This window comes from Thermostichus sp. OS-CIW-30, from assembly GCF_054060215.1.
Genome location: NZ_JBSSCZ010000021.1, coordinates 27,841 through 48,248 on the forward strand (window position 1 = coordinate 27,841; position 20,408 = coordinate 48,248).

18 protein-coding genes and 1 pseudogene are annotated in these 20,408 nt (G+C 58.7%); 5 read left to right on the plus strand and 14 right to left on the minus strand.

All coding sequences use genetic code 11. The annotated features are described in order from the left end of the window. Position 1 precedes the first annotated feature (1 nt). The gene (tkt, locus tag ACVWZF_RS09925) at positions 2–2,002 is read left to right on the plus strand and encodes a transketolase (RefSeq protein ID WP_457411357.1); all 2,001 of its coding nucleotides are present in this window, start codon (positions 2–4) and stop codon (positions 2,000–2,002) included. Between the two features lie 407 nt (positions 2,003–2,409). Here the strand turns inward: tkt and ACVWZF_RS09930 are convergent, their stop codons facing one another. After that, positions 2,410–2,538 carry a hypothetical protein gene (locus tag ACVWZF_RS09930; protein ID WP_011432750.1) on the minus strand — a complete coding sequence of 43 codons (129 nt, stop codon included), beginning with the start codon at positions 2,536–2,538 and terminating at the stop codon, positions 2,410–2,412. A gap of 184 nt (positions 2,539–2,722) precedes the next feature. Between ACVWZF_RS09930 and ACVWZF_RS09935 the strand changes: the two genes are divergently transcribed. Both ACVWZF_RS09935 and ACVWZF_RS09940 read left to right on the plus strand, forming a co-directional pair. Then, on the plus strand, positions 2,723–3,208 hold the full coding sequence (locus ACVWZF_RS09935; protein WP_457411358.1) for a hypothetical protein: 486 nt from the start codon (positions 2,723–2,725) through the stop codon (positions 3,206–3,208). A 345-nt stretch (positions 3,209–3,553) separates the two neighbouring features. Next, a complete protein-coding gene (locus ACVWZF_RS09940; protein ID WP_238376920.1) occupies positions 3,554–4,603 on the plus strand; it encodes a hypothetical protein in 1,050 nt (349 codons plus the stop codon). A gap of 81 nt (positions 4,604–4,684) precedes the next feature. On the opposite strand, the gene ACVWZF_RS09945 is transcribed toward ACVWZF_RS09940, so the two are convergent. The 11 genes and pseudogenes from ACVWZF_RS09945 to ACVWZF_RS09995 form a co-directional block, all read right to left on the minus strand. Continuing rightward, positions 4,685–4,972, minus strand: coding sequence for a hypothetical protein (locus ACVWZF_RS09945; protein ID WP_011432754.1), 288 nt, complete (start codon positions 4,970–4,972; stop codon positions 4,685–4,687). 27 nt (positions 4,973–4,999) lie between these two features. Beyond that, positions 5,000–5,617 (minus strand): hypothetical protein, encoded by a 618-nt coding sequence (locus ACVWZF_RS09950; RefSeq protein ID WP_414382213.1) that lies wholly within the window; start codon positions 5,615–5,617, stop codon positions 5,000–5,002. 21 nt (positions 5,618–5,638) lie between these two features. Further along, a complete protein-coding gene (locus tag ACVWZF_RS09955) occupies positions 5,639–7,468 on the minus strand; it encodes a proline--tRNA ligase (RefSeq protein ID WP_457394030.1) in 1,830 nt (609 codons plus the stop codon). Positions 7,469–7,582: 114 nt separating this feature from the next. Further along, on the minus strand, positions 7,583–10,747 hold the full coding sequence (infB, locus tag ACVWZF_RS09960; protein ID WP_457411359.1) for a translation initiation factor IF-2: 3,165 nt from the start codon (positions 10,745–10,747) through the stop codon (positions 7,583–7,585). 396 nt (positions 10,748–11,143) lie between these two features. Beyond that, a complete protein-coding gene (locus ACVWZF_RS09965) occupies positions 11,144–11,434 on the minus strand; it encodes a YlxR family protein (RefSeq protein WP_011432759.1) in 291 nt (96 codons plus the stop codon). 44 nt (positions 11,435–11,478) lie between these two features. Then, positions 11,479–12,498, minus strand: coding sequence for an HD domain-containing phosphohydrolase (locus ACVWZF_RS09970; RefSeq protein WP_457411360.1), 1,020 nt, complete (start codon positions 12,496–12,498; stop codon positions 11,479–11,481). A gap of 187 nt (positions 12,499–12,685) precedes the next feature. Further along, a pseudogene (locus ACVWZF_RS09975) lies at positions 12,686–12,869 on the minus strand (hypothetical protein); the annotation flags it as partial. 423 nt (positions 12,870–13,292) lie between these two features. Then, a complete protein-coding gene (locus tag ACVWZF_RS09980) occupies positions 13,293–14,162 on the minus strand; it encodes a prohibitin family protein (protein WP_148202707.1) in 870 nt (289 codons plus the stop codon). A 51-nt stretch (positions 14,163–14,213) separates the two neighbouring features. Beyond that, complete coding sequence (locus ACVWZF_RS09985; RefSeq protein WP_041436379.1) at positions 14,214–14,498, minus strand: hypothetical protein; 285 nt, start codon at positions 14,496–14,498, stop codon at positions 14,214–14,216. After that, on the minus strand, positions 14,495–15,061 hold the full coding sequence (locus ACVWZF_RS09990) for a thylakoid membrane photosystem I accumulation factor (RefSeq protein WP_457411361.1): 567 nt from the start codon (positions 15,059–15,061) through the stop codon (positions 14,495–14,497). Before ACVWZF_RS09990 ends, ACVWZF_RS09985 begins: the two co-directional genes overlap by 4 nt. Before the next feature lie 236 nt (positions 15,062–15,297). Further along, positions 15,298–16,476, minus strand: a complete 1,179-nt coding sequence (locus ACVWZF_RS09995; RefSeq protein ID WP_414332153.1) for a TRC40/GET3/ArsA family transport-energizing ATPase — start codon at positions 16,474–16,476, stop codon at positions 15,298–15,300. Between the two features lie 143 nt (positions 16,477–16,619). Between ACVWZF_RS09995 and psbQ the strand changes: the two genes are divergently transcribed. Beyond that, the gene (gene psbQ / locus ACVWZF_RS10000; RefSeq protein WP_414349863.1) at positions 16,620–17,063 is read left to right on the plus strand and encodes a photosystem II protein PsbQ; all 444 of its coding nucleotides are present in this window, start codon (positions 16,620–16,622) and stop codon (positions 17,061–17,063) included. 361 nt (positions 17,064–17,424) lie between these two features. Here the strand turns inward: psbQ and ACVWZF_RS10005 are convergent, their stop codons facing one another. After that, the gene (locus ACVWZF_RS10005; RefSeq protein WP_011432767.1) at positions 17,425–18,306 is read right to left on the minus strand and encodes a Tab2/Atab2 family RNA-binding protein; all 882 of its coding nucleotides are present in this window, start codon (positions 18,304–18,306) and stop codon (positions 17,425–17,427) included. Positions 18,307–18,324: 18 nt separating this feature from the next. After that, on the minus strand, positions 18,325–18,801 hold the full coding sequence (locus ACVWZF_RS10010) for a VOC family protein (protein WP_414382198.1): 477 nt from the start codon (positions 18,799–18,801) through the stop codon (positions 18,325–18,327). Between the two features lie 299 nt (positions 18,802–19,100). Between ACVWZF_RS10010 and ACVWZF_RS10015 the strand changes: the two genes are divergently transcribed. After that, positions 19,101–20,246, plus strand: coding sequence for an energy transducer TonB (locus tag ACVWZF_RS10015; protein ID WP_457411363.1), 1,146 nt, complete (start codon positions 19,101–19,103; stop codon positions 20,244–20,246). Positions 20,247–20,408: the final 162 nt, after the last annotated feature.

Here is a 20,408-nt window from a genome sequence, read left to right on the forward strand (position 1 = left end):
CATGGTTGTTGCTGCTCCTCCCTCTCTGGAACAACTTGCCATCAATACGATTCGCTTTTTGGCGGTGGATGCTGTTCAGAAGGCCAACTCCGGCCACCCTGGCCTGCCGATGGGAGCAGCACCCATGGCCTATGTGTTGTGGCAGCAGTTCATGAAGTTCAACCCCCGCAACCCCAAGTGGGTGGATCGGGATCGCTTTGTGCTCTCGGCGGGGCATGGCTGCATGCTGCAGTACGCGCTGCTGCACCTAACCGGCTTCGATGTAAGCCTGGAGGACATTAAGCAGTTCCGCCAGTGGGGCTCCAAAACCCCCGGCCACCCGGAAAACTTTGAAACTCCGGGGGTGGAGGTGACCACCGGCCCGCTGGGGCAAGGGGTGGGCAATGCGGTAGGGTTGGCCATTGCCGAGGCCCATCTGGCCGCCCGCTTCAACAAGCCCGGCCACACCATTGTGGATCACTACACTTACGTGATCTTGGGCGATGGCTGCAACATGGAAGGGGTGGCTTCTGAAGCAGCTTCTCTGGCCGGCCACCTGCAACTGGGCAAGCTGATCATGCTTTACGACAGCAACCACATCTCCATCGACGGCAGAACGGAAATCGCCTTTACGGAAGATGTGGGCAAACGCTATGAAGCCTACGGCTGGCACGTGCAAAAGGTAGACGACGGCAACCACGACCTGAAGGGGATCGCCGAGGCCATCCAGAGAGCCAAGGAAGTCACCAACAAGCCGTCCTTGATTATTGTCGAGACCACCATCGGCTACGGATCCCCCAACAAGGCCGGCAGCGAGAGCGTCCATGGGGCACCCCTGGGGCCGGAAGAGGTGAAGCTCACCAAACAAAACCTGGGCTGGCCGCTGGAGCCGGAGTTTTACATTCCCGACGAGGTGCTGGCCCACTTCCGCCAGGCCATCGAAAAAGGGGCCAAGGCCGAGGCCGAGTGGAACGAGCGCTTCGCCGCCTACGAGAAGGCTTACCCCGAAGAGGCCGCCGAGTTCAAGCGCATCATGGCCGGGGAGCTGCCGGTGGGCCGGAAAGAAGCGCTGGCCCCCATTGCCGAAACCGGCAGAGAATCCACCCGCAACCTCTCCAAGTTTTGTCTGAATGCCTTGGCCAAAGCGGTGCCGGAACTGCTGGGGGGATCCGCAGATCTCGCCCACTCCAACATGACTTATCTAAAGGGGATCCCAGAGTTTCAGGCCGGCTCTTACGAGGGGCGTAACTTCCGCTTTGGGGTGCGGGAACACGGCATGGGAGCCATTGCCAACGGCATGGCGCTTCATGGAGGTCTCATCCCTTACGACGCCACCTTTTTGATCTTCACAGACTACATGCGGCCTGCCATCCGCCTATCGGCCCTCTCGCAAGTGCGGGTGCTGCACGTCATGACCCACGACTCCGTCGCCTTGGGAGAAGATGGCCCCACCCACCAGCCGGTGGAAACTTTGGCCTCCCTGCGGGCCATTCCCAATCTCTATGTGCTGCGCCCGGCAGATGCCCGCGAAACGGTGGGATCCTACCAGGTGGCCCTAGAAGCCAAGACCACCCCTTCTGTGCTGGTGTTCACCCGGCAGGCGGTCAACCCGGTGGAGGGCACCTCTGTTGAAGGCGTAGCCAAAGGGGCCTATGTGGTGGTGGATGCCCCCAACCCAGAGCTGATCTTGATCGCCACCGGCTCTGAACTGGAGCTGGCAGTGAAAGCTGCAGCCCAACTGAAGCAGGAAGGCCGGGCCGTGCGGGTGGTCTCTATGCCCTGTATGGAGCTGTTTGAGGCCCAGCCCCAGAGCTACCGCGATTCCGTTCTGCCCCCCAACGTCACCAAGCGCGTCTCCGTCGAGGCAGGCTGCACCTTCGGCTGGCACAAGTACCTGGGGTTTGAGGGGGTGGCCATTGGCATCGATCGCTTTGGCGCCTCTGCCCCCGGCCCGGTGTGCATGGAGAAGTTCGGCTTCACGGTGGAAAACGTGGTCAACACTGCCCGCCGGCTGCTGGGCTGAGGGCACTTTACCCCTTCCTCGGCGCTTTCAAGGGGCTCAGCAGGGATCCCTTCTCTGCTGGGCTTTTTTCCCTGTTGAGCCTGCTGCCCAGCGGCGTGACCCGGACAGGCGTAGCGAACCTCGCATCAACCAATCAGCAGGACTTCCAAAGCATCCGGATCTGCTTCTTTCTGTAGGGCAGCCATGGCGGAGAACGCAGTCGAGGGCGGCTTCCTGCCCCGCAGACAACACCTTTGCCTTGAGGACATCTTCAACCATGGCGGGGATGATCCTTGAAGGCAAGTTGGAAGTCGAGCAGGCTGCCACCATCGCCTTGAAATCGCCTTGAAGAAGAAACTTTGGCTTCCGCCGCCGTGCTGAGGTGCTTGTGCCGGCTGCAGACACAAACAGCTTTGCCTACTGTTTGCCTACTGTAGGAACCCCGCCAGTAAAATCACCGCGGCTCCCACGGCAGCCAAAATCGTCAGCGCCCGGCCCGCGTCGGCACTGCCCTTCCACGAGAAGTTTTTCTCCGACTTTTTCGGTTCTGCTGGCATGGCCATGCCTCCCTTTGCATTGCCAACTCTAACTTAACTTCCCCCCCACGGGATCTTAGCTGGTTGGGGCATACCCTGGAAAAAACAGCAGCCATCTGGCCCGGCCAGCCGTTTTTGGGAACAATACAAGCAGGCAAGGGATCCAACTCCCACCAGTCTGGAAGCACATCCTGAGGCGAAAGCCATGAGCTATGCAGAACGGAGCAAAAGAATGGTTTTGACGTTGGCGACTCTGCTGGGCGGCTGGGTTGGCGGAGGGTTGTTGCAGGGATCCCTCTGGGTTGCCGCTCAGCCTACCTTTCAGACAGTGCCGTTGCCGCGCTTACCGGTGGGTGTCGATCAATTGGTCTTCGATCGCCCGGTAGCCCGCTTTAACCCCAACCTACCTGCCGAGCTGGTGATCCGCAATCGCACCGGTCTGCCTTTGGAATACGGCTTTACCGATCCCCGCCAGAAAGTCTCGGAACTGCCTGCCGGCGAAACGTTGCGCCTGAGCAACCTGTTGATCCCCAATTGCATGGCCATCAACACGCCGATGTTGGCTCCTGTGGGCTACCAGGTGAGCGTGGATCCCTTGAATGTGATCACCGTAGAGGTGCGGCTGGTCAACGATGTCTCCGGCGATCATTGCCTCGATCTGCAAGAGACAGGGGCTATTTTTGTGAATTGATATCAATAAACTGACATAAATCGATCGGCGATCGGCGGTCACGACACAAGTTAGTTGATCAAAGGGATCCCTTACATCCTCACCTACAGTCATCTTCTGGATTTTGCCAGGATGGACATGGGATCCCACACGGTAGATGGCAGTTGACTTTGCCCGGTTTTGACGCTGGGATTGAGTCTATTGGAGAGCCGATCAGAGGTTTAGGCGTATCGACAGGGGCCATCCCCTGTGACAGGATTCGAACAGGATATCGAGGCCGATGTTCTGCCGGACTCTGTTTAGCCTTTCTCTGGGCTTGTTGCCTGTGTAGTCTGTCTGTAGTCTATCTTTTTCTTGGATGGTCTCATGAGCGATAACTTGTATTCCTGGTTTCCCCGGGCCTTGGTGATTGGCGCTGCGGTTGTGGGGTTGTCGAGCTTGCCTGCAAGGGCTCAGCAAATTACGGATCCCAGCCCAGCTCAAGCGGCCACCAATGTTGAACCTACCTCCCCAATCTCGGCTTCTTTTCGCAGCCAAGATGGAGTCAGCGTGCGTCCGGAAACGGTGAGGGTTTTCCTGGATGGCCAAGACGTCACTTCCCAGTCGGTGATTACCCGCGATTTCTTCACCTATCGCCCTGCCCAACCTCTGCCGCCGGGGCGTCGGGAAGTCTTGCTGGAGTTCACCAATACCCAGGGGGTGACCCGCCGCGTGACTTGGAGCTTCACCGTGGGTAGCCCTGTCCGCGCTTCCATCGACTTAGTGGATCACAATGCCGGCAGTCGCCCTTTGGCAGCGGGAGAAATCCTGTTGGTCACCGTCAAAGGTACCCCTTCCAGCCGGGTAACGGTTTACCTCATCCAGGATGGACGGCAAGTGCAAACCTTGCCGGCTCAGGAAGTTTCCAGCGGCACCTATGTAGTGAACGCCCTAATCGAGGCGAAAGATACCACCCGGGAAGGGATCGTCGTCGCCCGCCTGGAAAATGGCGGCCAAGTGCGCTTCATGACCGCCGAACAACCGGCCCGCCTGATCGAAGGGGCCACCGGGGGCATCCAGCGGCTGACCACCCAAGAGGTTTCCGCTACAGTCAGCGCCCCCAGCCCCCTCTTGCCTCAAATCACCAACCTGCAGGATGGGGATCGGGTTTCCGGTTCTTCGTTTACGCTGCAGGGCACTACAGCTCCCAATGCTTCGGTGCGGGTGAATGTAACGGCTTCGACCTCTCTGGGGGGCATCATCAGCGCCCAACAGACCGTGACCAACCAAACGGTGCAGGCAGATGCCCAGGGCCGTTTCACCATCACCGTTCGGCCTCCCATTCCGGCCTCTGGCACGGTGTATCAGGTGAATCTCACGGCCACTTCCGGCAACCAAACCAGCCCAACGGTAACCCTGCGCCTTACCCAGCAGTAGGGGTTCAAGGGATCCCAGCCCATCCCGATAGACTTCCCCCCACCCATCAAGGGATCTGGGCAGCCTTCCATGTCCAGCAGTTCAGACTTCCCTCTCTCCCCTGGGAGAAGGGCTGGGGGTGAAGGCTCTATCATCTTCAATTCCCAGGGATCCCTTGCCGGCTTGTAGGGGAGTTTTGGATAGAGGAGACTGCATTTGCCAGCGCCACAGGATCCCGGCCATGATCAAGGTGGGCAAAACGATCATCCCGACCACCACTGGCATTTGCTCCGGCAAGGCCAAGTAAGGGCCACCATACTTGATGGCTGTGCTGATCCCGGCAGCAGCCAGCATCAATTTTAGGGCAAACCAGACTGTTTTTCGATCCATGACTTACTTTTAATTCACGCTTTTAATTCACGATGGGCTGGGGTTGCTGACCATGGCAGTGAGAATGCCGGCAATGGTTTCTAGCTCCTCAGGTACCCGATACAGCGTTAAGTCTTGTTTGATCACCTGCTGATGGGCAAGAATTTGTCCGAACTGCCAGATAGACCCCATCGTCACTGCACCGTAGATCTGAGCCTGCTGCTCCACCTGCGCCAGGGCAATCATTTCTACAGCCATTTGCACAAAGGCCCGCGTTAGATCGTCCTTTTTGGCTTCAACCACCAGCAGGATGTTCTTCCCTCGCAACAGATAATCGAGGCTGCCCTTCAACCAATTGTTGACCATCAGGGGATACTCCAGCCGCAAAGGAACTCGACAATGGAGAGCCACTTCGGTCAGCACAGGAGCCACCAGCAATTCCCGCCGCGCTGTTTCGCTGGTGAGGCTAACCAAAGGTAACAATTGTCGGATCCGATCTTTCAAAACTGGGGTTTGCGGCGGCGCAGGGGCAACAGGCCATGTCCACTCCCCAATTTCCAGTCGATAGCCAAACTGAGCCAAGATTTCATCCGGCTCGTAGGGCATCTCAAAATAAGAGCGAAAAGTATAGGATTCGTCTTCTTTAAGAATGGAGATGTTCAGCATGGAGTTCAGGAGAAACCACGCTCAGTCTGGCACAGCTAGGGCTGCTTCAATCCGCTCTTTCAGGGTGGTCACCACTTCTTCAATGGGAATTTCCGTGGCTTGGCCGCTGGCCCGCTCGGTGAGTTCCACCTTGCCTTGTTTGAGGCTGCGCCCCGTGGTGAGGCGATAGGGGATCCCGATGAGATCTGCATCCTTGAACTTGACGCCGGCCCGCTCGTCCCGGTCATCCCAGAGGGTCTCGATGCCGGCAGCAGCGAGATCTTGCACCAGTTTTTCCGCCACGCTCATCTGCTCGGCGTCGGAGATGTTGGGCACCACCACCACTACGTGATAGGGGGCAATGGCCACGGGCCAGATGATGCCATTGGCATCGTGGGACTGTTCCACCGCCGCCTGGGCCAAGCGGGATACCCCAATGCCATAACAGCCCATCCAGAGGGGCTGCTCGGATCCCTGTTCGTCGGTAAAGGTGGCCCGCATTGGCAGCGAGAACTTGAGGCCTAGCTGAAAGATATGGCCGATCTCGATGCCACGGGCCGTTTCCAGGATCTGGTCGGGGTTGAGTACAGAACGATCCCCCGCCTGTGCCTTGCGCACATCCACCACTTCCGGCAGGGGATATTGCTCGCCCCAGTTGGCCCCCACCACGTGCTGCCCCACCTGGTTGCCGCCGGTTACGAAGTTCTGCAGCAGGGCTGCCGTCTGGTCGGCCAAGCGCAGGATCTGGGGGGCAAGGTTTTTTTGCCGGCCCAGACAGCTATCCGGCAAGTCGGGGGCAATGTAGCCCACCGGGATGGGATCCCCCTGCCAACTGTTTTGGATCTCGGCATCGGCCAAGGCGAGCTTGAGCAATTTGCTGGCTTGGTAGCGCTCTGCCAGGCGGCTGAGGTGGTTGGCCAGTTTGACCTCATTGACTTCTTGATCCCCGCGGATGCTGAGCAGCACTGCCACCCGCAGGCCGTTGTCGTAAAGGGCTTGGTAGAGGACGTTTTTAACGATCAGGGTAGAGGAGATTTTTAGGAAAGCGGCCAGCTTCTCGATGGTTTCGGTTCCCGGCGTATCCAGAACCTGGAAGGCGGTGTAGGGAGACTCTGCCGCTGGCGGCGGGATGGAGACGGCCTTCTCCACATTGGCAGCATAGGAGCCATCGGGCGTGTAGAGAATCTCATCTTCTCCGGCAGAGGCCAGCACCATAAACTCCTGCGAGGCCGCCGATGGCCCCCCGATCGCCCCGGCATCAGCATCCACCACGCGAAACTCCAGCCCACAGCGCCTGAGGATGCGGCTATAGGCTCGGTACATATCTTGGTAGGTCTGGCGCAGGCTTTCCTCGTTGGCGTGGAAGGAATAGGCGTCTTTCATGATGAATTCCCGCCCTCGCATTAGGCCAAAGCGGGGCCGAATCTCATCCCGGAACTTGGTCTGGATCTGGTAGAGCGTCTGCGGCAACTGGCGATAGGAGCGGATGAGATCCCGGGCCAGCAAGGTGATCACCTCCTCATGGGTGGGGCCTAGGGCCTGCTCACGTCCCTGGCGATCCTTAAGGGCAAACATGATCCCTTCCGCCTGGGTGTACACCTCCCAGCGGCCCGACTCCCGCCAGATCTCTGCCGGCTGCAGCTGGGGCAAAAGACACTCCTGAGCGCCGATGGCGTTCATCTCCTCCCGGACAATCTCCGAGATCTTTTGCAGCACCCGCCAGAGGAGCGGCAGATAGGTGTAGATCCCTGGGGAGAGCCGCCGGATAAAGCAGCCCCGCAGCAGCAATTTGTGGCTGGGCAGCTCGGCCTCAACGGGATCCTCCCGCAGCGTTACAAACAGCATCTGGCTCAGTCTCTGGCTCTGTTGCATCCATTCCCCCCTCTGAGGACTCCTCCCGCTCGCACGATCAGCTCAAACTTTCCCGCCCTGTTTGGGATCCCCTGCCCGAGAACGCAGGCCGACCTAGAGTCGCTTGGGGTGAAGCTAGGCGGGAGTGAGCGTCCGCCGCTTGGTGACCATCTGGTACACCTCGATGATGTCGCCTTCCTGCCAGGATTGGAACTTGTCGATGCCGATCCCACACTCGAAGCCCGCAGCCACTTCCCGCACGTCGTCCTTGAAGCGCTTCAGGGAGTCTAGACGTCCCTCGTAAACTACCTCCCCTCTGCGGCGAACTCGCACCAGAGCATTGCGCTGCACCTTGCCCGAGAGCACATAGCTGCCGGCAACCGCACCGCGCCCGATGGGGATCACCAGGCGCACTTCCGCTTGGCCCAGCGGCTCCTCCACTTCTTCCGGCTCCAGCAAGCCCTCCATCGCTGCCCGCAGATCGTCCAGCAGGTTGTAGATGATGTCGTACTCCCGCACGTCCACACCCTTGTCATCGGCAGCCTGACGGGCGCCGGGGGCCAGGGTAGTGTTGAAGCCGAGGATGATGGCGTCGCTGGCCGCAGCCAAATCCACGTCGGTTTCCGTGATCTCGCCAGGAGCCGCCAGCAGAACCCGCAACTGGACTTCCTCTTGGGGCAAATCCCGCAGCGCTGTCTGAATGGCCTCGGCGGATCCCTGGACATCCGTCTTGATGATCAAGTTCAACTCCTTGAGCTGACCTTCTTGGGCTTTGGCGGAAACGCTACCCAAGCTCACGCGACGAGACAGCAGCGCCTGTTGTAGACGGGTTTGCCGCAGCACCTCCGCCCGCTCTTGGGCAATGCGACGGGCCTCTTTTTCGTCGGTGTAAACCTGAAACTCATCCCCGGCTGCCGGGACTTCATCCAAGCCCAGCAGTTGTACCGCCGAAGACGGCCCAGCTTCCTGCAACCGCTGGCCGCGGTCGTCCATCATCGCTTTGACCCGGCCCAGCACTGCGCCGGCCACCAGGGTATCCCCCACCCGCAGGGTGCCGTTTTGCACCAACAAAGTGGCCACTGGCCCGCGGGCTTTGTCCAAGTGGGCCTCGATCACCGTGCCGCGAGCGGGACGATTGGGGTTGGCCTGCAGCTCCGCCACATCGGCCACCAATAGGATCATCTCCAGCAGAGCATCCAGGTTACGGCGGGTGAGAGCGCTCACCTCCACCATGGGCGTGTCGCCACCCCACTCCTCTGGCAATAGGCCGTGCTCCGCCAACTGCTGCTTGATGCGCTCTGGCTGGCTGCCGGGCTTGTCGATCTTGTTGATGGCCACGATGATCGGCACCTGAGCCGCCCGCGCATGGCTGATCGCTTCCAGAGTTTGCGGTTGTACCCCATCGTCGGCGGCCACCACCAAAACCGCAATGTCGGTGACGCGGGCTCCCCGGGCGCGCATGGCGGTAAAAGCCTGGTGGCCAGGAGTATCCAGGAAAACGATGCGCCGCTTCTGGCCTTCAAAGTTCACATCCACATGGTAGGCACCGATGCGCTGGGTGATCCCGCCAGCCTCTCCCTGCGCCACTTTGGTGTCGCGGATGGCATCGAGGAGAGTGGTTTTGCCGTGGTCCACGTGGCCCATGATGGTTACCACCGGCGGACGCGAGACCAGATGGTCGATGTCCTCCACGTCCAGCATTTCGGTTTTTTTAGCCTCGGGTTCTGCCTTGGGCCGGCGAATCTCGTAGCCCAACTCTTTGGCCACCGACTCGGCCAGCGACTCATCCAAGACCTGGTTGATGGTCACCATCACCCCCTTGAAAAAGAGGGTTTTGATGATCTCAGTTTCGGCCACGCGCAGGCGATGGGCCAATTCCTGAACGGTGAGGCTGCCATCCAAGAGCAACACCTTCTCTTCGGGCAAGGGCTCTGTCCCGCTAGCGCGATCGGCAGCACCAGCCTCAGCGGAGGTAGGTTGCTGCTGCAAACGGGCAGCAGGGCGGGGGCGGGCAGAGGGAGCAGCCGTTGCCGCGGGTGGGCGATAGGAAGGAGGCTTGGCGGTGGGGCGAGCCAAGGGCTTGAGGGCGTTCAGCTCAGCCTGCTTGACCGCTGAAATGATGGTCATGGGATCCAAATCCAAACCATCTCCATCTCCTTCCCCCCGTCTCCGACTGCGTTTGCGTTTGGCTTGGACGCGGGCAGCCCGCCGACTGAGAGCTTGTAGCTCGTCGTCCTCTTCTTCTTCCGTTTTGCGCTTGACCTTGGGTGGGGTAGGTCTTACGGGAGCCTCCGCCAACACTGGGCTGGGACGTTCCCCAGGGATTCTTTCTGGCAAGGGAGAGGCAGCATCTGGGTCAGGGGGAGCCGGCTTGGCCACAGGACGGGTAGGGGGCCCCACCAATTCCATCCGCCGCTGCGGACGAGGAGCTTCACCGACTTTGCTGCTGCTGACACTGTCTTCTTTGGTTGCCGGGGAGCGCGTGCCAGGGCGAACGGGTGCGCTCACCAGTTGTGGACGGGGGCGCTGCGCAGGTGGAGGAGAAGGAGCTTTTTCTTCCGCAGGCTGAGGAACGCGGGCGTGGCTGGGGGATGGTGCTTCTGAAGGGCTGGGGCGACTGGGCTCGGGAGCTTTTTGCGGCGGTTCAGGCCGCTCTGCCGGCGGTTTTGTCCCGGAGGTAGCTCGTTGAGGGGGCGAGAGTACGATTGGGCGCTTGGCCACAGGACTGGGCTCCGAGCCGCTGGCTTTGGCCGTGGCAGACTCAGAGGGAGTGGGAGGGGTTGCCGGTTGAGAAACAGTCTCCGGCTTTTGGGTGGCCTCAGACGAGCGGACAAGAGGGGTAACCTGCCGCCGCGGTGGGCCTATGAGCTGAGCACCACCAGCCGATCCCTTTTCGGGGGAGACTCGCTCAGGTCGAGACAGCGAGGGCTTGGCAGCCGGCAGAGTTTCAGCAGTCTTGGCTTCGCCAACTGGAGCTGGCTGCTGAGCAGGCGCGGGCCGACGAATGCCGACGATCGCGCTAGCGGTGCCGGGCGCTTTCTGCTGAGGGCGCTCACTGGCTTTAGCTTCAGCAGGAGGCTCCGGCGGCAGGCTTTCAGATGGGGGTTTGGGCCGGGGTCGAGGAGGTTTCACAATGTGGGGGGCGCCCAGCTTGCTGCGCACCAACTCAGCTTGCTCCGGAGAAATGGTGCTGCTGTGGGTTTTGAAAGGGATCCCCAGTTGCTCACAAACCTCCAGCACATCCCGACTGTCACGCCCCATCTCACGGGCAATATCATAAATTCGAACTTTATCGGTCATTCGTCTGCTAGCCTCTGCTCCTTTACTTCTCGTCAGTTTTACTATCCAAACTCAATGGGAACCAAGTTATTGGGTTGAGCCGAACCTTTCGGGCTTGCGGGGGCTTCCTCCGGCGCATCGAGAACAGCTCGGCAATCCTCCGGGGATCCGGCCTGAAGGGAACCCAGGTCTGAAGCTGCTCTGGCAACATCCACAGGGGACATCCAGTAAAGCAACCGAGGAAGAACGAGCAAATGTCAACAGCGCCTCCAGAATAACCTCTCTGCAGCTCCTCCAGCCTGACCTCAGTTTTCCGGCCAACTCCCATTCTGACAGTTGAGAGGGGCTGCCGTGTGGTTCGCAACTTAGCGAACCTGAAGAGGCGCTTTGAATATCTTACCTACATTGGGAATACCTCTAAGGCTCAGGCTTTTGGAGGAGATGTCCCTGGGAATCTTGCTCAAGAGAATCCAGCAGCCGTTGGAACAACGAGTCAGGCACAGGTGCCTTGAGGGCTCGGTTTATCTGTTGCTTGCGCCGGGCTGCTTGCAGACATTCCAGCCGCCGACAGACATAGGCAGAGCGCCCCATACCCCCGCCCAAAAGCACTTGGTGGGAATCAAATTGCCTGACCAGCCGCCACAGTTGTGAGCGAGGAAACAACTGGCGACAGCCTACACAACGACGCAGCGGATCGGCACCCGGCAAAAGACTCTATCCTGCTGATACACTACAAGCAAGCTCTATCCAGCCTACTCCAAATCTGGCGCCTGCGATCGCAGAAACTCAAAGAAATACTCCACCAACTGGGGATCCCGCCAACCCCTGTCTGTTTCTTCCCGCAAGATGCTTATGGCCTCTTGAACGGTGAACGCTCGCTTGTAAGGTCGCTCTGAGGTGAGGGCGTCGTAGATGTCGATGATCTGAAAGATGCGGGCCACCAGGGGGATCTCTTCCCCCTTGAGGCCGTCGGGATAACCGCTGCCATCCCAACGCTCGTGGTGGTGGCGGATGAGGGGCAACACCTCTTTCATGGTGCGCAGTGGGCGGCAGATTTGCTCCCCGATCAAGACATGGGATTTCATCACCTCCCACTCTTCCGGCGTATGCTTGCCTGTTTTACCCAAAATGGCATCGGGTATGCCCACTTTGCCGATGTCGTGCAGGTAACCTCCCCACATCAGCACCTTGATCAGGGGACGGGGCAGATGCAAAAACTCGCCGAAGCTCTTGGCCATTTGTGCCAGGCGCTCACAGTGATCCCCGGTGGTGGGATCCCGGCTTTCCACACTGCGGGCAATGGCGAACAGAACCTGAGCAGCATGATCCAAGTCTTCATTGAGGTGCTTTTGGCGAACGAGGGAACGCACCCGCGCCAACAATTCCGACTCGTCAAAGGGCTTGCTCAAGAAATCATCTGCCCCAGCTTCAATACCGCGCACGCGATTTTTGCGATCGCTGGCCGCTGTAACCAATACCACCGGGATCAAGCGTGTCTCATCATTCACTTTGATGCGTCGACAGACCTCGAACCCATCTAACCCCGGCATCATGACATCCAGCAAGATCAGATCCGGCTGGAAGGTTTTCAACATTTGCAGGGCTTGATTGCCGCTTTCGGCCTCGCTGACCCGATAGCCAATGCTCTGCAGCAGATCCCCCAGCAGCAGGCGGCTGTTGGGCTGATCATCGACGATCAAAAGATGACCGATCTCTGTCTCATCCGCCTCATCCGCAGAAGGTGTGACAGGGATCCCAACTGTCACGGGCATCTTGGGCATCTCGAGTTTGGCGAGTTGGGCACAGGAAAAGCTGGTCACTGCAGGATCCCAGTAGCAACACCTCTACGGTAATCCCATCAGAGAAAAAAGAGCATCAGGCTTTACACTGAGCTGCTCCGGGAAAGGGAAGGGTTTTCTGATACATTTACGCTGAACACTGCTGAACATCACTGTTCAACTATGCAGCGATAGCATTCTGTTTGTTTCCAACCAGAATGGCGGTATCCCGCAAAGCTTTGAGTAGAATACCCAAAGCGCAGTTTCCGTGTCGTCTTACTACCAATTTTCTGCTTTGCTTTGGCTACCATGTTGGCAGACTCGAAAGTAAACAGAAAGATCAACTGGTAGTAATCCGTACTGAACATATTATACATTATTTTCAGTATAGTTGAGCTTATTATTGACTAGAGTCATGCTCCCATCAACCCAGGGCTTTGTGAGCAATTGTACAAAGCCTAGATATCCTGGCAGCCTCCTTCTGTTTAGTCTGATACAGATGCTCCGGAGAGTGGATGCCCCAGTCAACTCCCCAGGCTCCTACGTCAGCTTGCCAGTTGAGTGTCGGGCCCGGTATTTGGCCCCCGGAGTACCGGAGAGTGCTGGGTTCTCTATGAATGCAAAATGAATGCAAAGGCCGAGAATTACGGCCCATCAAGAAATTAAGGGGCACAGCAGCAACACTTCTCTGGGAGAGGGGCTGGGGCTGATGGTCTGTTGAGAACGGGCTTGGAGTGGATGCACCTGAACTGGATGGATCCAATCCTAACTTGGGACTCTCGAATCGATTACTTGTTGAGAAAGTCCCCCAGATTGAGGATGGTGTTTTGCTCGCTGACGATGGCTTGGATGTCGTCGGGCAAGTTGCGGACATACTCGAGCTGGATGACGTTCGGGTTGCTGCGCAGCGCTTCCCCTTTGAGGGCGATGGCTTGGGCCTCACCGCTGGCTTTGACAATCATTCGTTGTTTGATGAGTTGAGCCTGCTCTACGCGAAACACTTCTCTTTGCTTCTCTTGCTCGGCAATTTGTTTGGCTTCGATGGCCGACTGAAACTCTTTGGAAAATTCCACATTGCGCAAGAGCAAGCTCTGCAGCACCAGCCCTTCTGGCTGCATTAGGCGAGAGAGCTCAGCGGCAATTTGTTCTTGGATTTCAGCTCGTTGCTCAGAATAAACGCCAATGGCCGAATAGCGGGCGATAACATTGCGCACCACGGCTTGGGAGGCGGGGCGAATAATTTTGTTCAGGTAATCGGGGCCTACATTGCGATGGATTTCGGGAACCCGATCCGGATCCAGGCGATAGCGCACCGAAACATCCAGATCCACCCGTTGCCCATCGGCAGTGAGAGCGGTGAGGGTATCGTCGGCTTTGACGCTGCGCTCTTCACTTCGGCTGGTCATGTTGTAGGTTTGGGTGCGCACATCGTAAAGGGTGGGGAACTGCAGCACCGGAATCAGCAGATGGATCCCCTCGCGGCGGGGAGTCATTTCCACTCCCGTGAGGCGGTTGAAGATGACGGCTTCGTAGCCGGGTTGGACAACCAGCAGACAACGGGGCAGGAGGGTCAGCAGCGCCAAAAGCAGGCCCAGCAGAGGCAGAAAGCGCGAAGTCTTGCGGTCAAGACTAAATGGTCTAGGGCGTCGCATGCGCATGGGCAAGGGCTCCGGGATCCAAGAGCTTTTTTATCTTAAGGGGTGTGCTGGCTAGCTCAGCACCCAGCGCTGCAGGGCAATGCCCAGCAGCAGGCCAAGGCCGCCGAAGCGTACCACCTGCCAAAAGGTAGCGGGGACAGGATTAAACACCTCTAGCACATAAGCCTGCAGGCGTTGCTCCAGTTGACTGGCTTCAGCTTGGATTTCGGCCCATTGTTCAGGGGAAAGCTGGGCTATGCGCTCCAATTCTCTGAGGTCGGCAAGACGAGCCTGGAGACTCTGGAGTTTTTCCTGCAGAGCCTCGAGAGGATCAAAGGGATCGGGATTGGCCGTCACGGCTGGGCTTTTGTGGGGGGGTAGGCTTGGGGAGAACGGGATCCGGCAAATCCGGTTTGGATCTCGTTGAAGGGTTTGGCTTTGATCAGCCCTGGGGGAACGGGATCCAACTTGAAGAGGGCGCGAATAGCGTTTTCCACCTCGGTGATGGGGCGGTTGCCGACGGATTGATAGACGATATTTCCCTCTGGGTCGAAGAGGAGGGTTTGAGGCACTTGTCCGGTGTAGTATTGGCCGCGCTCGTCGCCGGGCAGGAGGGAATCGACGGAATAGGGGATGAAATAGACCCCCAGCCCGTAGCGAACCTGCAGGTTGGCAATGGTGGCGGCGTATTTTTTGCAATCGCTACTGTCATCGATGTAATACATGAGGAGGGCCGGGATCCCTTGCTCTTTCGCCTGCTTCAAGGAAACGCGGGGGGGGATCATGCCGCCATTGGCCCCGTAGAGGGCAAAGATGTTGCCATCGTAACGGTCGTCGTTGAGCAGGGCGCTGGCGGGAGGGGAAAACCAACCTGTCAAAGCGATGAGCAGAGCCACCAGGAAGATACGAAGCAACAGCATGATCTCATGCTCTTCTGTGGAGGGATCCTTGGCGATCAATCTTTAGAGGTGGGGGATTTTCTCATTGTGCCATCTTGCGCTGTCGCTGCGTCGTTGCCGTTCAACACTGACGCGACCAGGGTCGAGGTGGAGACGGAAGAGCGTGGGCTTGTATGCGCTTGAAAAAAGCCCAGAAGGTCAACTTCACGTTCGGGGACCCAAAAGTAAGCGAAACGGGCCTGTTAGCGGCTACAGGCTCAAGCGGCAAAATGAATGCGCAGGTAGTCTTCTTCCATCTTGGCGCGGGCCGGGGTCATGGCCGCTAAAGTCTGGGGCAGAACCAAGTTGCGGCGGTGGTTGCCGATGCGGATGTTCAGCTCATCCCCGGTTTTGGTCAATTCCACCTGCTCTTTCGGGATCCCGGGCAAGTAAAGATCCAGCCGGTACTGGCCGTTGTCGGTTACCACATTCAGGGTTTGCTCGGCATAGAGCACGTCCGCCGGGTTGCGATCCCCCCAGAGGTCTTTTTTCAGGCGGGCTAGGGCGTCCCATCCCACCAACTCCTCGGAGTACAGCGGGATCTCGAAGACCGGCAGGGGGGCAAAGTTTTCGTGGATTTCCTGGCGATATTTCTGTTGGGCTGCCTTCCAGGCGGCAAAGTAGGGATCCACCACTCCATCGGGCAAGATGCGGTTGGCAATCACCAAATCGGTGGCCACCCCGTAAAGGCTGAGGTAGGCGTGGGCCCGCAGCGATTCTTTGATCACCATCTTTTCGGGGTTAGTGACCAGCCGCACTGAGGTGATGCGGTTGTTGGTGAGGATGCGCTCCAGCCGCTCAATCTTCTGATAGAACTCATAAGGAGCATCCAGCACCTGGTCATTCGGCAGCGGGATCCCGGTCAGCCCCTTCACAATCGGCTCGGCAATAGGACGCAGCATTTGCGCCAGCCCCTGCAGGGGTTTGTAGAACCTGCGCATGTACCAGCCAGAAACATCCGGCAGGCTCAAGAGGCGCAGGGCCGTGCCTGTAGGGGCCGAGTCGATGATCAACACATCGAACTTGCCTTCGTCGTAATGGCGATTCACCCGCACTAGGGCAAAGATCTCATCCATCCCTGGCAAAATCGCCAGCTCCTGTGCCTGCACCCCATCTAGCCCTCGCGCCTGCAACACCTGGGTAATGTAGGTTTTGACGGATCCCCAATTCAGCTCCAGTTCGTTGAGGGCGTCCAGCTCCGCCCCCCAAAGGTTAGGTTTGACCTCGACCGGCTCATGGCCCAAGGGCTGATCGAAGCTATCGGCCAAAGAGTGGGCCGGATCTGTGCTCAGCACCAAAGTTTTCAGGCCAATCTCGGCACAACGCCAGCCGGTCGCCGCCGCCATCGAGGTTTTGCCGACTCCACCCTTGCCGGTCATGAGGATGATGCGTTGCATGAGAGTGCCATTTACATTCTTTTACATCCCTAGCCTAACCGATTTGCTGTGCTCTTCGAGAGGCAGCCAAGGGGCTGAGGTGCAGCCAGCGGGTAAACTATTCATTTGATTACCAAATGATTGCCAAAAAGCTGATGGCAATCATGGCCAAGAAGTCAAGCCTGTTGCAGGCATGTGGGAGGTATGTGATGATCTGTCGCTGGCGGAGTGTGTTGCTGGTTGCCATCCTGACATTGGGGCTGTGGCTGGGATCCCTTTCTGTGCAAGCGGCTGCTGGCCTGCCCCGAGAGCTGCAACAACTGGAGCAACAGGTAGAGCGGCTGCAAAGCCTGGTGGAGGCGGAGGACTGGTTGGAGATCCGCTCCTACATCCACGGGCCGATGGGACTCACTCGTAAGACCTTGACCGGCCTGGCGGCTACCCTGCCAGATAAACAAAAGCGGGAAGTGCTGCGCCTGGCTAAGGAGATGGGCCGCAGCTTAGAACAACTAGACTTTGCCGCCAAAGCCTATGACCAACCCGAGGTGGAGGCAGCCCAGGCCAAGGTGAAAAAGACCTTGCAGGCGCTGGAGGCTGTGTTTTCCTAGTGAGGATCCCTTCTCTCTTTGGCGACTTTGGCAATATGGTGGTTTCAAGTTAGGGTGAGACGCCTAGGCCACTGATCGCGCCAGCGGGACGGAGTCCTTGAAAAGCCTTCTGGCCCTGCGCATTCAAGGTTTTGGGTGCGGATGCAGGGCCCTAGTTTGAATCGAAAACGCAGTCATTTCAAGTAGTGTAGTCATTTTTTAAACAGGTAATGAAACATTTCTGTCGCATTGGTCTCTAACTCCCCTCTCCCTCTGGGAGAGGAGCTGGGGGTGGTCGCGGCAGCGGCGCGGAGCGTTTGGGGAGTGTCTCAATCTAGTTTGAAATGACTGTAATTTACAAACAGGCTGTAACGGCTGCTACTTACAGCGGATGTTGCATCAGCCAGAAGCCGGCGAAAGACTGGGCCCTGAGATCGGTTTGAATGGCAAGAAAGTGGAGCCCCTGGGCCTGCTGCTGGCGCTGGGCAAAGACTTCTGCCTCTGTTCGCAGTGTTTCATCTCTCAATTGTGCAAACAGATAACAATCGTTGAGGCCCGCCTCGAGCAGTAGCCGTCCGTCTGCCACACTCAAGTAGGCGGGTTCCATACCGCTCATCCAGGCTGCCATCGGCAAAGCCCGCTGCGAGGTAATCACCAAGCCGGGAATGAGGGTGCTCCGCACCACTGGTGCCAATGTGTCGGGCGTCAAAGTGTCCCAGGCAACCGGAAAAAGCTCGCCAAATTCTATCGGCCAGGCGTCGGCTTCCCGCAGATCCTCAGCTCGCAAGGTCACGAAGGCCCAGCGTTCTCCCTGCAACTTGTCCGGCAGACGGATGGGATCCGGCGGATCCGGATCCACAGGAGGTTCGGGGCTGTAGGTAAACTGAGTCTCTTGAGGGTAAACCTGCTCTGCCCGTTCTCGCATCCAAGCTTTGAGGGTGTAAACGCGACGACTGGGCAGCATCGGGATCCCAACCGCATCGCAGGCCCGTTGCAGGATGGAACTCATGCGGGCTCGAAACACACGAATGGCCGAGGGAGGCTGGGGAGCCGCTTCGAGGTAGCTCCGCAACTGTCGTGCCACCCAGGTGCTATTCACCTCTTGGTTACTGCAATACTGCGCTTGGCGAAACCGGCCGGTGGGATCGCATACCAACAGCTCCCAAACCCTTCGGTTCTGCTCATCCCGCAGGGGGACGGCGTTGAAATCCATCTGCCAGATAGGGCCGCGCGCAGGGCCAGAACGCAGGGGTTGAGTGGCCAAAGGTTCCTCCTGTTTGCACTACATGCCACTTGAGCGGGCCGGGGATCGTTCGCGCGAGCGGTGGGAAGCACTGTCCCCGACCAAGGCCAATTCCCGCTCCCCGAAAATGGCGGAAGCGTTGCGGTAGTACTTAAACTCCAGCAGGTTATGGAAGGGATCCTGCAAAAAGAAGGTGCCATGCTCCAAGGGGGTGCCAACAAAGCGCCAGCGCGGCTCTTGATAAAAGGGCAAGGCCCGCGCCAAGGCACGGTCGGCCAGCGCCTGCCAATCCCCTTGGGTGGGGAAGATCAGGCCAAAATGACGAGGGTAGATGCCCCGCTGGGGCGTCAGCTCTTCGTGGGTGAGGTGGGCCACCAGTTGATGGCCGTACAGGTTAAAAATAACGGCAGCAGAGGTTTCTCGACCGATCTCACAGCCCAAGCCATCGCCGTAGTAGGCCTTGGCCAAGGCAATATCGGCAACTGGAAAGGCCAGATGAAAGCGGATGGGTTCCATAACGTCGCTCCTAAAAAGCCACCAAAAGTGCCCCACCAGCCAACATCAGAGCCAGCACCCCGAGCTGTGGGGCTTTTCCCCGGCTAATGGGATCCCCGCTCTTTTCAAGGTAGGCGATCTTAGAGCTGCTGCAAGGTGGGATCCCTTCCCAAGCCCGAGATAGACTATACGCCTTTGCGCAGGAGTGCCAACTGCTCGGATGCTATAACACTAGCTGGGGTGTTACCCCCGTGGCCCAGTCTGCAACAGACAACTCGGTGTGTTGAGAGCGTTGAAGAAAGGAAAGGGCAATCTTGGCTATGACCAGCATCTGGATTGAGCAGCGCCGCCGCGAGGATGAATCTCGCAACTTTTTTTGGATGGTGGCGCTATCGCTGCTGCTGCATGTGCTGGTGCTGCTGGGATTGCTCCACTTGGGGCGGCTTTGGCTCATTCGCGAGCCGGAACAGGAGGCCATCGAGTTTATCCTTCTGGATCCAGAAGATCTGCAGCCCCCAGAGGAAGCAGATCTGGTTTCAGAAGTTGATTCCCGCGATGGGGGTGAGCGGGTAGAAGCCCCTCCGTCTCAAGGCAGTCCACCTCAATCTCAGGCCGCCCCTCCCCAGGAGGCCCCTCCGCCGCCGCCGCCAAGACCCCAACCGCCGCCACCCCAGCAGCCTGCCCCTGTTCCACCACCACCTGCCCCGGCTGCAGTTGCCCTGGCAACCCCAACTCCAACCCCTCCACCCAAGCCCACGCCTACCCCAACCCCCGCTCCCCCTCAGCCCACCGCGACCCCGACTGCGGCACCGCCCCCTCCCACGCCTGTCCCCAGACCTACTCCGACCCAAACTCCACCGCCTGTGGCGGCTGCTCCCTCCCCAAGGCCCACTCCCCCGCCAACTGCGGAGCCCTTGCCCACACAGCCAAGCGAGCGGGTTTCGGATCCCAGCCAATTGGCTCCCGTTCCGCCCGCTCCGCAACCGGTGACAGAGGTTCTTCCCGCCCAGCGGCCCTCTGACTCTTCCCAGTTGGGGCCTCCGGTCAGTGCCTCTGCTCCCAGCAATGGAGCCGGGATCCAGAGCAGTGGAGCTAGTGGATTGGTCAACCCCACCCAATCCGCTCCCAATCCCCCCAGCGTGGCAGCGCGGGCCAATGTGGATTGGGGCCCCTGGCTGGCCGCTTTGCAGCGGAAAGTGGAGCAAAATTGGATACCTGGGCAGACCGGTACCTCGCGCCGCACAGTGGTGATCTTTACAGTGGGTCGAGCTGGCGATCTGCAGAGCATTCGCCTGGGGCGCACGTCCGGCAGCCAACAAACAGACGATGCAGCGCTGACGGCTATCCAGAGGGCAGCTCCCTTCCTGCCGCTGCCTGAGGCCTACGAGGGCAACTCGGTGACAATTAATTTCACCTTTGATATCAACGTGCTGGGCCAGTTGACTGTAGGGGAATCCGCCAAGTAAACTACCCGACCCTGACTGCTTCGCGGTACAGAGTAGGCTTTTAGTAGCCCTGCAGTTAGTAAACTAACCACGGACCTCTGGGATGGTTTACGACACCCCCAATCGACCGTTACCAGTGCCTTAAACAACCGTTTCTGGTGTCCGCAGTATTATTAATTATTG

What these genes read in the sequence shown, in the direction of transcription:
- tkt (WP_457411357.1), top strand. Translation starts at nt 2, where the DNA reads ATGGTTGTTGCTGCTCCTCCCTCTCTGGAACAACTTGCCATCAATACG.
- ACVWZF_RS09930 (WP_011432750.1), bottom strand. Translation starts at nt 2,538, where the DNA reads ATGCCAGCAGAACCGAAAAAGTCGGAGAAAAACTTCTCGTGGAAGGGC.
- ACVWZF_RS09935 (WP_457411358.1), top strand. Translation starts at nt 2,723, where the DNA reads ATGAGCTATGCAGAACGGAGCAAAAGAATGGTTTTGACGTTGGCGACT.
- ACVWZF_RS09940 (WP_238376920.1), top strand. Translation starts at nt 3,554, where the DNA reads ATGAGCGATAACTTGTATTCCTGGTTTCCCCGGGCCTTGGTGATTGGC.
- ACVWZF_RS09945 (WP_011432754.1), bottom strand. Translation starts at nt 4,972, where the DNA reads ATGGATCGAAAAACAGTCTGGTTTGCCCTAAAATTGATGCTGGCTGCT.
- ACVWZF_RS09950 (WP_414382213.1), bottom strand. Translation starts at nt 5,617, where the DNA reads ATGCTGAACATCTCCATTCTTAAAGAAGACGAATCCTATACTTTTCGC.
- ACVWZF_RS09955 (WP_457394030.1), bottom strand. Translation starts at nt 7,468, where the DNA reads ATGCAACAGAGCCAGAGACTGAGCCAGATGCTGTTTGTAACGCTGCGG.
- infB (WP_457411359.1), bottom strand. Translation starts at nt 10,747, where the DNA reads ATGACCGATAAAGTTCGAATTTATGATATTGCCCGTGAGATGGGGCGT.
- ACVWZF_RS09970 (WP_457411360.1), bottom strand. Translation starts at nt 12,498, where the DNA reads ATGCCCGTGACAGTTGGGATCCCTGTCACACCTTCTGCGGATGAGGCG.
- ACVWZF_RS09980 (WP_148202707.1), bottom strand. Translation starts at nt 14,162, where the DNA reads ATGCGCATGCGACGCCCTAGACCATTTAGTCTTGACCGCAAGACTTCG.
- ACVWZF_RS09990 (WP_457411361.1), bottom strand. Translation starts at nt 15,061, where the DNA reads ATGCTGTTGCTTCGTATCTTCCTGGTGGCTCTGCTCATCGCTTTGACA.
- ACVWZF_RS09995 (WP_414332153.1), bottom strand. Translation starts at nt 16,476, where the DNA reads ATGCAACGCATCATCCTCATGACCGGCAAGGGTGGAGTCGGCAAAACC.
- psbQ (WP_414349863.1), top strand. Translation starts at nt 16,620, where the DNA reads ATGGCCAAGAAGTCAAGCCTGTTGCAGGCATGTGGGAGGTATGTGATG.
- ACVWZF_RS10010 (WP_414382198.1), bottom strand. Translation starts at nt 18,801, where the DNA reads ATGGAACCCATCCGCTTTCATCTGGCCTTTCCAGTTGCCGATATTGCC.
- ACVWZF_RS10015 (WP_457411363.1), top strand. Translation starts at nt 19,101, where the DNA reads ATGACCAGCATCTGGATTGAGCAGCGCCGCCGCGAGGATGAATCTCGC.